Raw genomic sequence first — 12,701 nt, 5'->3', positions numbered from 1 at the left:
CATTCAGTCGTATACTTAATAGAGTTCAGTCGTATACTGAATAGGGCATGGTTTAACAATGCTGATAATCAGAAAGTTACAAAAGTTCATGTTGCTATTGATAAATTCTGACAAATCCCTGCGATATATAGCGCAGCCACTTTATCACTTTATCACCCTATCACTCTTTTATTCCTTCCTTTTCCAATATGAGTCTGCTTTGCTTAATGCCAATGTAATATCGGACTTCTTGTACTCATCAGTTATAGGTATTTTACTCCATATCCGGTTAAAACACCTAAATCCGGTTGCTTCTTATTGTAATTAGTGTTACTTTCGCAAACTTATATTAAAAACGCTTTTGGAGAAGTTACGGAATATACTGAAATGGTTCCTTCCTTTATTATTTATTGCATATTTAGGGGGAATTACGCTGTTTACTCACTCGCATGTGGTAAATGGGGTAATTATTGTGCATTCCCATCCCTTCAAAGGTGAACATAGCCATACCGAAGCACAGGTTGAAACGATATTCTTCCTTTCTTCTTTTGTAGCTTCTTCTCTGCCTGCTATTCTTTTTGTCGCATCGGCTCTCCTTGTTTTATTGCGTGTACTGAGTGTTCCGGCTGTGGAACATATCAAGTGCGTGCGAGTTCGTTGCGGCATCAGCTTGCGTGCACCACCTGTAGTTCATTGACAATAGGAATCCCCCCTTTATTAAAATCCATTAAAAATTAGAACTACATGAAAAAATATATCTTTTTCGTGGTGGGAGTAATGTGTACATTGCTCTCCCACACCGTTTATGCCATTGATTTAAATAAATCCGATGCCAATATCATCGGCCACGTACTAGAGAAAAAAACAGGAGAACACCTTCCTTATATGACAGTAGCCCTGAAAGGGACCACTATTGGAACCATGACTGATGGCACCGGACACTACTTTTTGAAGAACCTTCCGGAAGGTGAGTTCATACTCTCCGTCAGTGCCGTAGGTTATAAGCCACAAGAACGAAAAGTAACCCTGAAACGAGGCAAGACACTGGAAGAAAACTTCGAACTGGAAGAAGACATGGTAGCTCTGGATGGCGTAGTTGTTACAGCCAATCGTAATGAAACTGCCCGCCGACTGGCACCTACCTTGGTAAAAGTCGTTACACCGAAACTATTCGATATGACCAATTCGCACACCTTATCACAGGGACTCGTATTCCAGCCGGGTGTACGTGTAGAAAATGATTGCCAGAATTGTGGTTACTCTCAGGTACGTATCAATGGTATGGACGGAAAATATACACAGATATTGATCGATTCCCGCCCTATCTTCTCTGCATTGGCAGGTGTCTACGGTCTGGAACAAATTCCCGCCAACATGATAGAGCGTGTGGAAGTGGTGCGTGGAGGTGGCTCGGCCCTATTCGGTTCTTCCGCCATTGCCGGAACGGTGAATATCATTACGAAAGAACCTCTCCGCAACTCCGGTTCGTTTGCCCACTCCATCTCCAATTTCAATGGCTCCGGTTCGTTTGATAATAATACCACGCTCAACCTTTCCCTTGTGTCTTCGGATAACAAAATGGGAGCCTACATCTACGGGCAGAACCGCCAGCGTTCGGCATGGGATTCCAATGGGGACGGCTTCTCCGAATTGCCCAAGTTGAAGAACCAGACAGTAGGCGTAAACGCTTATTATAGATTGAGCCCCTATTCCAAACTGAATCTGGAATATCATCACATGGAAGAGTTTCGTCGTGGTGGTAACCGCTTTGATCTGCCACCTCACATTGCCGAAGATGCCAATCTGAATGGTTCCGGCAAGCCCGGACTGGTGGAACAGATTGAACATTCCATCAATACGGGCGGATTGAAATTCAGTGCCTTTTCCAAGGATCAGAAACATTCGTTCAATGCTTATGCCTCTGCCCAGCATATCGTGCGCGACAGTTATTACAGTGCCTATGGGCATACCACAGACTTTACCGGCGTATTGGGTGCTCAGTATATCTATCATTTTGATAAGCTCTTCTTCATGCCTTCCGACTTGACGGGGGGTGTGGAATTTAATCATGATAATCTGGATGACAAGGCAACAGACATGCAAAAATACCGCGATGCTGCCCTGGCGGAAGATCCTACTGCAACAGGAGACCGTCTGCAACAGTTGATTGATAAGTATACGCCCGATCCCTTGAAGCAAATAGTGAACATAGCAAGTGCCTACGCGCAGAATGAATGGAAAAGTGAGCAATGGAGTTTCCTGATAGGCGGACGTCTGGATAAGAACAGTATTATGAATAAAGCCATCTTCAGTCCTCGTGCCAATATCCGCTACAATCCTACACAAGATATAAATATCCGTTTCAGTTATGCCGAAGGTTTTCGTGCTCCGCAGGCTTTCGACGAAGACCTGCATATTAGCAACGTGGGAGGCGAATTGATTTCCATCGTCCGTGCCAAAGATCTGAAAGAGGAACGTTCGCGCAGCGTGAATGCTTCGATGGACTGGTATCACTATTTCGGTGACTTTCAGGCAAATCTGTTAGTAGAAGGTTTCTTTACGAAACTCTCCGATCCGTTTGTACTGACAGCACCGGTAGAAGATCCGAACGGTAGCGGATATCTGATACAAACCCGTGTCAACGGTTCCGGTGCAAAAGTATATGGCGGTACATTGGAAGGAAAGATTGCCTGGCGTGATAAAATCCAGTTGCAGGCGGGACTGACCGTGCAACGCAGTCTGTACGACTCTCCCGAGGAGTGGAGCGCAGACAAAGAGCACCTGTCTGACAAAGAACGATATAGCGACCGGATATTGCGTACCCCCGATGTTTATGGCTATTTTACTGCCACTTTCAATCCCACAAAGGCATTGTCGGTGGCCTTGAACGGTAATTATACCGGGCGAATGTATGTGCCTCACCTGATGTCCGAAGTAGATGGTACGGCAGACTTATTGGTGAAAAGCCCGGATTTCTTTGAACTGGGTGCCAAAGTCGCTTATGATATAGATTTCTCCGGCATGTGCCTGCAATTCAACGTAGGAGTACAAAATATATTCAACTCTTATCAGAAAGATTTTGATAAAGGAGCCACTCGTGATTCCGGTTACATTTATGGCCCGGGAGCGCCCCGTTCCTACTTTGCGGGCGTCAAGCTTAGTTTTTAGTGCCCGGCGGGTTTGTCTTGTATTGCCTTTTTATGTTCCTTTGAAGAAGATAAGCTACATCTCAGCATAACTTTTTTATGCAAGCATGAAAGTTATGCATTCGATTTGCATTACCTTTGCGGACATAAAACAATTTGGCACATGGACTTACCCGTATCTTTTGCAGACCGTACCCGTCCCCTCTTGGGAGATGAAGAATATAACAAACTGGCTGATGCCTTGAATGACGAACAGCCCGTAAGCATCCGACTGAATGAAGAAAAACTACCCGGTTCTTCATTCAGTCTTTTTCATGCCTCTTCCGACCGTGTGCCTTGGTCGGCAACAGGTTACTATCTCGACCGTCGATTGACGTTTACCTTTGATCCGTTGTTTCATGCCGGATGTTATTATGTACAGGAAGCATCTTCCATGTTTGTGGAGCAGGCACTAAAGCAATATATCGGCGAAACACCTTCCGTAATGCTTGACCTTTGCGCTGCTCCCGGCGGGAAATCTACTCATGCTTGCAGTGTACTGCCCGAGGGTAGCCTGCTGGTAGCAAACGAAGTGATTCGTAACCGTTCGCAAATCCTGGCGGAGAATCTGACGAAGTGGGGGCATCCGGGTGTCGTGGTGACCAATAATGATCCGGCAGACTTCGCCGGTCTGGAAGACTTCTTCGATGTTATCCTGACCGATGTACCCTGTTCCGGTGAAGGCATGTTCCGTAAAGATCCTGTTGCCGTCAGCGAGTGGAGTCCGGAGAATGTGGAAATCTGCTGGCAACGCCAGCGACGTATCATCTCTGATATATGGCCCAGTCTGAAACCCGGTGGGTTGCTTGTCTATAGCACTTGTACGTATAACACGAAGGAAGATGAAGAGAATATCCGTTGGATGCACGATGAATTCGGTGCAGAGATACTTCCTGTAGATGCTCCGGTAGCGTGGAACATTACCGGAAACTTGCTTGCAGGTGAAGATTTTCCTGTATATCGTTTCCTGCCTCACCGTACAAAGGGTGAAGGCTTTTTCCTTGCCGTGCTTCGTAAACCGGAAGGAGAGGAAACACAAATCCGCTACAAATCCGTTTCTTCACAAGGAAAGAAAAAAACGGGTAGCTCTAAAGTTAACGCCGGAGCATCTAAGGAACAATTATTGGCTGCACGTGCCTGGCTCCTTTCGGCAGAGGACTATGAAGTTTCTGCAAATGGAATGAATATTACAGCTTTCCCTAAAGAATATATATCCGAATTATCCGTCCTCCAACAATCGCTTCGTGTTGTTCAGGCAGGTGTTACCCTTGCCGAAGTGAAAGGAAAAGACTTGATTCCCAATCATGCTCTTGCCATGAGTACTGTACAGGTTTCCGATGCTTTTCCCCGTGAAGAGATCTCTTATGAACAGGCTATTGCTTATTTGCGTAAGGAAGCCATTGTACTTTCCGGCACTGCTCCACGTGGTTATGTGCTGTTGACGTATAAGGATGTTCCTCTGGGCTTTGTGAAGAATATCGGTAACCGGGCTAATAACCTTTACCCGCAGGAGTGGCGCATCCGGAGCGGATACTTGCCGGATGAGATACTGATGCTACTGAAATCTTAATCAGATGTTTGCAAGCAACTGTTCAAAAGAATGATATTCGTTCTGTTCCTCTGTGTGTAATATGAAGTGGTCGGCAGCTAAAACCTGCAAACGCGGTGATTCGTTGGTTTCCGGTGAAGAAACAGGATGACAAGCGTATCCATGACGATTGAGTGCGTTTGTTGTCCAGTGCAGCAATACTTCATCATTGGCTTCTACACTGATACGGCGGTGGCTGTCCACTCTGGGATAATATACCCCGTGCGCATAATCAAACCGGATATCGTTACGGGAGAACAGGCCGTCCATCCGGTGACTCAGAATCATATCTTCTGTTACTCCGCATTGCAGTCCGTTTTCTTTGGAAAGTAACCAAAGTTTATCTGCCAGTACCAATGCCTGTTCTATATCATGAGTGGACAGCAGAATTGCTTTCTTTTGTTCTACTGCCAGACGATGAAGCAACGTCATAATTTCGATGCGACTTACTACATCCAGGAACGCTGTCGGTTCATCCAGCAGAATGAGCGGACACTCTTGTACCAATGCCTTGGCAATCATGACCTTTTGCCGTTCCCCATCTGATAGCTCTGCGGTATAACTGTGGGATTTATGGCTGATGCTTACGGCTTCCAGAGCTTCTTCAATGATAGAATGATCCGTTTTGCTCAGTCTTCCGAAGAAGCCCGTATGAGGTTGTCGTCCTAAGGCTACCAACTCATATACAGTCAGTCCGCCTGCCTGTGTTTTGTCTGTTAGTACTACGCCAATGGTACGTGAACGTTCTTTCTCGGAATAGGCTGACAAAGGCTTTTCCTGTACAAGTAATTCTCCCGACAGCACTGGTTGTGAAGCAGCCAAAGTGCGGAGCAGAGTTGATTTGCCGGTTCCGTTAGCTCCCAGCAGACAAGTCAGTTCTCCTGGGTAGAGCCGGAAGGAGAGATGCTCATGTATCCGTTTCTCTTGCTTTCCTTGGCGGTAGCCGATGCATAAATCGCTTGCGGTGATAACAGCTTTCTCCATCAGTTGAAGTATTGTATTTTACGTTGGTTGACAATGACATAAATGATAACAGGCGCACCCAGTACTGGGGTTACCGCATTGAGAGGAATAATACCTGCTTCGCCCGGAAGAATGCAGATCAGATTGCAGAGCAAAGCAATCACACCACCTGTCAGCAAAGTGACGGGAAGCAGTGAATTATGATTGGACGTGCCCAACATCAGGCGGGAGATATGAGGAACGGCCAGACCGATGAAAGCAACAGGTCCGCAGAAAGCAGTGGTGACAGCTGTCAGTAGTCCGGTAGCAATCAGTAGCAGATTTCTTGTGCGACGGATGTTTACTCCTAAGTTTTCAGCATAGCGCGTACCCAGTAGCAGGGCATTCAGAGGTTTGATAAGCAAGATGGAAAGTAACAAACCTGCCAGACAGAAAATAGAGAAATAGGGGAGTTGTTGCAACGAGACCCCTCCAAAGTTTCCCATGCCCCATATCATATAAGAATGTACCCCTTCGGCAGTCGCAAAGAAGTTGAGCAATGAAATAGCGGACGAAGTGATATAACCGATCATGATACCTGTAATCAGCAGCATGATATTGCTTTTTATCAGTGTAGAAAAGAAGAGGATAAGTCCCATTACCACCATCGACCCGATGAAGGCACCGAGTATCACGGAGAAGAAACCGGATAAGGTGAATACCCCTGTAGCAATGCTTCCTCCACCGGCCAGCATCACCAATGCGACGCCAAGGCTTGCCCCTGAGTTAATACCCAGGATGGACGGACCTGCCAGTGGGTTGTTGAATGCCGTTTGCAGCATTAGTCCCGAAGCTGCGAGTGCGGCACCACATAGTAGTGCCGTGACGGCTTGTGGCAAGCGAGACTCCCAGATGATAAAAGTCCAGCTGGCTTTTTCTACTTCATTTCCTGTGAGGGTATTCCACACTGCTCCGGCGGGGATATTGATTGAACCGAACCAGAGATTGGCAGCCATCAATACGAGAATGAGGACCGACAGTGCTATACCATATATATATCCTTTTGCTTTCATTCTGAAATAGAACGCAGATTTTACTCTGCTAATTTATTGTAATATCTCAGTTCATACCCCTCCAACAGTGAAGGATGAAATATCTTAATTAAATCTTTCAATAACCAGTCCGGATGGAAAGGTGTTTCTTCATAAAAAGGAACCCGGTTAGTATTGCATCCGTAGATATTCCGTTCTTTGAAGGGACGGAAACCTGCATAAGGGGCAAACTCTTTTTCAAGTTCTCCGTATGTTTTATCTACGGGTTGATTGTAGCGTATCAGCCAGAAATCCGTTTGTTGACCTTTCTCAAAGATAACTTCGAAAGGATAGGGGAGTGAGCCGCTATGTGTATCTTCTCTGAAAATATAGTTGGCACCTGCATCAGAGTATAGTTTGGCGATGGTACTGTTACCACCCGGAGTGTACCAGGTAGAGCTTGTTTTCAGATCACACATCACGGAGGGGGCAAAAGAGATAGGCTTTACTAATTCTTGCAAATCCTTATAGTTTCTTTCTACCGCAGCAAACATAGCATCTGCTTCTGTTTTCTTGCCAAATAATAAACCGTAGAAACGTATCCATTCGGCACGTCCCAATGAAGAGGTTTCCATATAGTCGGCACATTCAATGATGGGTACATTCAGTTTCTCTACGCGTCCGTATCCACCGCTGTTTTCAAAAGGAGAAAGGAGGATGGCATCGGGATGCAAGTCTATGATTTTCTCAATATTGGGATTCATTCCATCACCTACATCAGCGATGGTTCCGTTTCGACATCCCTCCTCTATTTCCGGTAGTTTGATATACTTCAAGTCGCATACGCCACCGATGCTATTCAAAGCACCAAAGTCTTTCAGCAAGCTGCAATGAACGGATGAGTAAATGATGGCTTTACTAAGTGGAGTTCGGACAAGGGTGCCTTGAGGCAGTTCTTGGGGTAACGGCTGGTTTTTGTCTACTAATACATAGGTGTGTAGTATCTTTGCTGTATCCCAGGGATTGCGTAGCTGCGCAACGATGTAATCTTCGTAATCTATCAGAGAAAGATTAGAGGAGTAGTGCAGCGGGATGGTGTCTCCTTGTGCAGAACCGGAAGCAGTGCTGTTCTTTCCGCCACAGGCGGAAAGAAGTAACACTGTCACCCAAAGGGTTAGAAAGAAAGAAATTTGTTTCATGCTGTTATTCAGTTACAAAGCGCATATTAGTGGTATAGTATCCGGTTTCCAATTTCTTTTTGAGTACGCCGTCACTACCATAAACATATATGTCGTTGAGAACAGAGAAAGGTTGATCGATGATAATTACATCTCCTGTAGCCGGGTCGACTACAATATTACCAGGATTGGAGAAATCGCTGTAGTTGGCAAACTGCGTAGTTTGTTTGGTATTCATGTCATATACAGAAATGCTTTTAGGAGCAGCATTTTCGTAATATTCTGCATAAATGATGTAAATCTTGTTATCCTTCATTGCCATTTTGCTGGCCGGACATATTTCCGTAACTTGATCTGTTTGCGGGTCGATGCATTGCAAGGTCTGAGCTGGATTTCCACTGAAATCTCCACATGAAATGAAATATACCTTTCCGTCTTCTCCGGTTGTACAAACATCATAAGGATTGAGAAGTACTTCTATGTTTTTTGTCTTCTTGAAAGTAGCGATATCGACAACTGCCACGTATTTGCCGGTGCCATCTCCGTTATAGTTTGACAGATTTACATAAAGTTTTCCATTTGCAGAAGTCAATGCTTCCGGATGATCTCCTATTTCTATCTTTCCGGTGATGGAGAGGCTCGTGGTGTCCAAGCGTGATACGGTGCCATCATATGCGGTGAAATAAACATTTCCTCCGGTAGCTGTCATGTATCGTGGATTGATGGGTTGTACGCCATTAGAGAGAGCCAAAGTCTGGATGCGGGTAAAGTCAGCTCTGTTTACCACTTCAATCTTGGCAGAATTGGTACATGTGATATAGATTTTAGAACCGTATATACACAAGTCTTGTGCATCGCCGATACCTGCTCCGTTGGCAGCTGCAAACAAGTCTGCACTAACTGTCTTTAGATCCCTGTCATACCATTGTATAGTACCATTATTCTCTCCCCAGTTTCCTGTATTAATAACATATGCTCCATTAACAGGCGCTATAGGTCCTTCCGGAATTTTTGGTCCGTCATCATCACTACATGCGGTAAATGCTCCTAATGCCATAACCAGCATGGCGGTTTTATACCAATACTTCTTCATAGTTTCTGTTTTTAGTTTATAATTTATAGTTGATTGTTACTTTGTAGTTGCGTCCGGGCATCGGGTAGAAGCGGACTATTTCGTAGTTCTTATCACTCAGGTTCAAGGCATCCAGCTGTATGCGTAGAGACTGCTTCTTCCATTTAAAGGTATGCGAGAGTGATATACTGTGGTCAGTGTAAGATTTAATACGATTTTCCGGAATGTTTTGGGCAATCGAATAGCGTTCCGAAGCGTACATTATGTTATAAGTCAGGTTGACATATGGGTTCTCAAAAGTCAGACTTCCTGAACCTGAATGTTTCGGAGTATATATAATCTGATTCCGCCATATTTTAGAATTACGGTCGGTAATATCTTCCGCTTGCATGAAGTTGTAAGTTCCTGTGAGATATAACTTATAATGTTCTGCTAATTCTTTTTCAATTGCTAGGTTAATGTCCGTACCAATGGTTTCGACTTTACCTAAATTCATCATCTTCCAGATAAACATAGTGGGTACTGCTACGATTTTATCTTTCACCCGATTATAATAAGCATCTACTGAAAGGCTTAGATAGTCGATAAATTCCAATGAAGTAGAACTCCACGTTATACCTACATTGAATTGTCGGGTAATTTCAGGCTTTAAATTATGGTTGCCAATTACCAGATAATACAAATCATTGAATGTCGGCGTACGGAAGATATCTTTGTATGAAGCTCTGAAACGTAGACCAAAATCAAAAGGTTTCCACGACAGGCTGACAGCGGGGGAAAGGCGTTTACGGTCTGCAGCAGCTTTTCCTGTCCGTACATTCTCTGTAATATAAGTATTCAGCAGGGAAGCGGTAGCAGAAAATCGGTTGCTTTTATAGTGTGTGGCTATTGCTGTTAAATAGGTGAAACGTTCCGGATATTGATTGTTCTGTAAAGTCGTTGACAAATAGTTATAGGCGAAATCCTGTGCTAATGAGAAAGATAACCCTTTCACTGGTTCGCTCCATAAGGTCGCGGATAAGTAAGTCTCAGTCTGGCGGAAACGATTGTCTGTAATACCGGAAGATTCATTATTATAGTCCCGGTTCCAGCTGAAGTTAAATTTTCCACTTGCTTGTAGCTTCCATTTCTCAGAGAATCGGTTCTCATACTTCAATTGGCCGAAGTAATTACGGTCATATAGTCTTTCGGCAGCATATGGATTGTCATAAATCACTCCGCCGGGTAACCCTCTTTCCGAATCAAAGAGATAAACTTTGGCTTTCAAATCCTGTTTCTCATTCAGAGTTACAAACAAATTTAATTCTGCCCGATAAGTCTCTATATCACTATTGTTTCGTTTAGAGTCAATCAGTTTATTCCCATTCCACATTTTGAAAGGATAGTTACCGTCAGCCCGTAAATAATCAGCATAGGCAGAAAGACTGAAACGGTTACTTAATTTCTGAGCATAAAATAGAGAAGGATTAGCAAGCCCGTAAGAACCGGTTTTCATATTTGCAAGCAACTGGAAAGGTCTATCACTGAAATCCGGACGTGCAGTTTCGATACTTAAAGCACCGGCAGAGGCGAACATCTTCGCTGTCTGGTAAATATTATCACTCTGACCAATGCTGAGTGCCAGTTCAGAAACATTGTCTAACGAGAAACGGGAGATATCTACCTGACCTGACTGACAATCACTGACAGTTACTCCATCATAGCTGACCGCTGTGTGTTGTGCTCCCAAACTGCGTACAGAAACAGTCTTTAATCCACCAATTCCACCATAATCCTTAACGCTGACTCCCGAGAAATGACGAACTGCATCGGCCACATCCGATACTCCCAAACGTTCCATATCTGTTTTCTTCATCTGTTGGAGCGGGGCGGTTGCTGAGAGAGCCGGTGGCACACGCCGCCCTTTTATCCTCACTTCCGGAATGGCATGCACTTTTCCAGTAATGGAGTCTCCCACTTGTTGTGCTTGCAGGCTGACACAAAGCCAACATACAAAGCAAGACAAATAAAACCGTAGCCGGGCATACCGACATAGATTATCTCTTATCATAAACAAAATGCTATAAAAACTATATACATCTCATGTCCTTTCCTCGAAGACATAAGGAATGATAGGTTTTGCAGGTCTTCTGACTTACTCCTGATTTACCGCCTTCCCACCGTGCGAATACCGGCAGTGGCATAGGTGTTTGGTAAATCTTTGACTTTGAGTTCACAGCAGCGGGACTGTTTGGGAGTTACACCCAATTCCCTTTTCATGAAGCATACTGAAAAGCATACTCCAACAAAACCGAGGGGCAAAGATAGAAAAGATTTATGTTTTATTTATTATAGGATGCAGTATTTCATAAATTTATGCATTTATTCTAACAGAGTAACTTAATAGAAAACTAATACTATAATGCTTATGCTAAAGAAAACTATTGTTGCGCTAAGCCTACTCGGTATCCTCGCAGCCTGTCAGAATGATGAGACCCCTTCTCAACCTGAACCTAAACCACGTAAAGACATCAATCTCACCCGTGCAGAGCAAGATTTAATGGACAAAGGTACAGACTTTGCTTTCCGTTTCTTCTATCAGGTGTGCAGTACCGAAAAGGAGAAACCTAATGTTTTTGTATCTCCATTGAGTGCATCCCTTTGCTTATCCATGATTACGAATGGGGCCACTGATAATACGCTTGCCGAGATGCAGGATGTATTAGGCTTCCCTGCTACTACTTTCTCTCTTGATGAGCTGAATAACTATAATCAAAAATTAACTTCAGTTTTATTGGATCTGGATAATACTACCCAACTCGGAATAGCCAATTCTATTTGGATAAAGGAAGGTTTTAAGGTTTACGACTCTTTTATTGATGTGAATAAGAAAATGTACGATGCCCAAGTACAGGAACTTGATTTTACATCTCCGACAGCCAAAGATGTGATAAACCAATGGTGCGCGAATCAGACTAATAATTGTATAAAGGAGGTTATTCAGGAAATGCCTGTGGATGCTCGTATGTATCTGATTAATGCACTTTATTTTAAAGGTATCTGGAAAAGCCAGTTTGATAAGTCGGCTACTGGACAAGAGAACTTTACCAATACTGACGGCGATCAACAGAAAGTAGCTATGATGAACCAGACCGCAACATTCAATTACACTCAGACTGATGATTTCTCTATTGCAGAATTACCCTATGGTAACGAAGCTTTTAGTATGGTGATATTGTTACCATCCGGAGATAAGATCTTGGATGAAAGTTTATCCAGCCTGAATTATGAGAATTGGAAACAGTGGAGTAAGAATATGACAGGAAAAGAGTTACAAGTTAAACTTCCTCGTTTTAAAGTAGAATATGACAAAAAGCTGGAAGAGGACATGATAACTATGGGGATGAAGGATGCTTTTGATCCCAATAAAGCAAAGTTTACCAATATATCCGATGCAGAGTTATATATTGGTCTTCTACAACAGTTTACTTATATAAATGTAGATGAGGAAGGTACCGAAGCCGCTGCGGTTACAGTGGGAGGAATGTTCGAAAATTCTGTCGGTCCTTCTTCTCCCATTCCCTTCTTAGTGAATCGTCCTTTTGCTTTTATGATTAAGGAAAAAAGTACGGGAGCCATACTCTTTATGGGAAAGATTACGAAACTATAATTTATTATGCTATTCATAAAGAAAGCGAAGAATCAACTCTAACAATTGAAGGAATTGATTCTTCGTTTTACTTTTAT

9 protein-coding genes and 1 riboswitch are annotated in these 12,701 nt (G+C 43.7%); of the genes, 4 read left to right on the top strand and 5 right to left on the bottom strand.

Annotated elements, in window-relative coordinates:
• Nucleotides 1-340: 340 nt before the first annotated feature.
• The 3 genes from DWW10_RS07420 (at nucleotide 341) to DWW10_RS07410 (ending at nucleotide 4,734) form a co-directional block, all read left to right on the top strand.
• Nucleotides 341-676: a hypothetical protein gene (locus tag DWW10_RS07420; RefSeq protein WP_118221303.1), complete on the top strand. Its 336-nt coding sequence runs from the start codon at nucleotides 341-343 to the stop codon at nucleotides 674-676.
• Nucleotides 677-723: 47 nt separating this feature from the next.
• A complete protein-coding gene (locus DWW10_RS07415; protein ID WP_118421256.1) occupies nucleotides 724-3,147 on the top strand; it encodes a TonB-dependent receptor in 2,424 nt (807 codons plus the stop codon).
• A gap of 141 nt (nucleotides 3,148-3,288) precedes the next feature.
• Nucleotides 3,289-4,734 carry a methyltransferase RsmF C-terminal domain-like protein gene (locus tag DWW10_RS07410; RefSeq protein WP_022391447.1) on the top strand — a complete coding sequence of 482 codons (1,446 nt, stop codon included), beginning with the start codon at nucleotides 3,289-3,291 and terminating at the stop codon, nucleotides 4,732-4,734.
• On the opposite strand, the gene DWW10_RS07405 is transcribed toward DWW10_RS07410, so the two are convergent.
• From DWW10_RS07405 to DWW10_RS07385, 5 genes are read right to left on the bottom strand one after another with little or no spacing between them, the layout of a single operon-like run.
• Nucleotides 4,735-5,736, bottom strand: a complete 1,002-nt coding sequence (locus DWW10_RS07405) for an ABC transporter ATP-binding protein (protein ID WP_022391446.1) — start codon at nucleotides 5,734-5,736, stop codon at nucleotides 4,735-4,737. It lies immediately after the preceding gene.
• Nucleotides 5,736-6,767 carry an iron ABC transporter permease gene (locus DWW10_RS07400; protein WP_007667916.1) on the bottom strand — a complete coding sequence of 344 codons (1,032 nt, stop codon included), beginning with the start codon at nucleotides 6,765-6,767 and terminating at the stop codon, nucleotides 5,736-5,738. The genes DWW10_RS07405 and DWW10_RS07400 overlap by 1 nt, the downstream gene beginning before the upstream one ends.
• 20 nt (nucleotides 6,768-6,787) lie before the next feature.
• Complete coding sequence (locus DWW10_RS07395) at nucleotides 6,788-7,924, bottom strand: ABC transporter substrate-binding protein (protein WP_022391337.1); 1,137 nt, start codon at nucleotides 7,922-7,924, stop codon at nucleotides 6,788-6,790.
• A 4-nt stretch (nucleotides 7,925-7,928) separates the two neighbouring features.
• Nucleotides 7,929-8,996 (bottom strand): YncE family protein, encoded by a 1,068-nt coding sequence (locus DWW10_RS07390; protein ID WP_022391336.1) that lies wholly within the window; start codon nucleotides 8,994-8,996, stop codon nucleotides 7,929-7,931.
• A gap of 16 nt (nucleotides 8,997-9,012) precedes the next feature.
• On the bottom strand, nucleotides 9,013-11,025 hold the full coding sequence (locus DWW10_RS07385; RefSeq protein WP_022391335.1) for a TonB-dependent receptor plug domain-containing protein: 2,013 nt from the start codon (nucleotides 11,023-11,025) through the stop codon (nucleotides 9,013-9,015).
• Between the two features lie 52 nt (nucleotides 11,026-11,077).
• Nucleotides 11,078-11,280, bottom strand: a riboswitch (cobalamin riboswitch).
• A 102-nt stretch (nucleotides 11,281-11,382) separates the two neighbouring features.
• Here DWW10_RS07385 and DWW10_RS07380 point away from each other — a divergent pair.
• The gene (locus DWW10_RS07380; protein ID WP_118421287.1) at nucleotides 11,383-12,624 is read left to right on the top strand and encodes a serpin family protein; all 1,242 of its coding nucleotides are present in this window, start codon (nucleotides 11,383-11,385) and stop codon (nucleotides 12,622-12,624) included.
• Nucleotides 12,625-12,701 lie beyond the last annotated feature (77 nt).

Origin of the sequence: Bacteroides intestinalis (assembly GCF_003464595.1) — a bacterium.
In the GTDB taxonomy this organism is placed as follows: domain Bacteria; phylum Bacteroidota; class Bacteroidia; order Bacteroidales; family Bacteroidaceae; genus Bacteroides; species Bacteroides intestinalis_A.
This window is presented reverse-complemented; position numbering and strand designations above follow the sequence as displayed.